The organism is Xanthomonas sp. MUS 060 (genome assembly GCF_000963215.1).
In the GTDB taxonomy this organism is placed as follows: Bacteria; Pseudomonadota; Gammaproteobacteria; order Xanthomonadales; family Xanthomonadaceae; genus Xanthomonas_A.
The window spans coordinates 1-620 of record NZ_JZIM01000113.1 but is presented as its reverse complement, the minus strand read 5'-3'; the positions used below and the strand labels follow the sequence as shown (position 1 = coordinate 620).

General features: G+C 59.7%; 1 protein-coding gene and 1 pseudogene. Both read right to left on the bottom strand.

What is annotated here, in order from left to right; all coding sequences use genetic code 11:
* A partial coding sequence (locus tag XANALMUS060_RS23160; RefSeq protein WP_045739499.1) for an AMP-binding protein occupies nucleotides 1-277 on the bottom strand: 277 nt, incomplete at its 3' end.
* 109 nt (nucleotides 278-386) lie between these two features.
* Nucleotides 387-605, bottom strand: a pseudogene (locus XANALMUS060_RS23155) (AMP-binding protein); the annotation flags it as partial.
* Between the last annotated feature and the right edge of the window lie 15 nt (nucleotides 606-620).

The following is a 620-nucleotide window of genomic DNA, read 5'->3' as shown; positions in this document are numbered from 1 at the left end:
CCGTCTCAAGCGCGACGACCACGCACTCGCGCACCTCCGCATGCGCGCTCAAGCGCGCCTCGATCTCGCCCAACTCGATGCGGAAACCACGGATCTTGACCTGGTGATCGTTGCGTCCCACGAACTCGATCGTGCCATCGGCACGCCAACGCCCCAGATCGCCACTGCGGTACATGATCTTGACCTGGTGATCGTTGCGTCCCACGAACTCGATCGTGCCATCGGCACGCCAACGCCCCAGATCGCCACTGCGGTACATCCGTTGCCGTTGGATCATCACTAAATGGATCGGCGAGGAAGCGCTCGGCGGTCAATGCCGCTCGATTGAGATACCCACGCCCGACGCCATCGCCACCGATGTACAGCTCGCCGACCACCCCAATCGGTACCGGTGCACCGTGTGCATCCAGGATGTAGATGCGCACATTGGCGAGAGGCTGCCCGATGGTGACAATCGAAGCGTATTCGGCATCTTGCGTCAGATGTTCTGCTGTACAGGAAACCGTGGTCTCTGTCGGCCCATAGGTATTGACAACCTCGATGTTGTGAGGCCTGAACGCATACCACTCCCTCAACTTCTGCGGAGATATCGCATCTCCAGTCACATTGAGAAGCCGCAC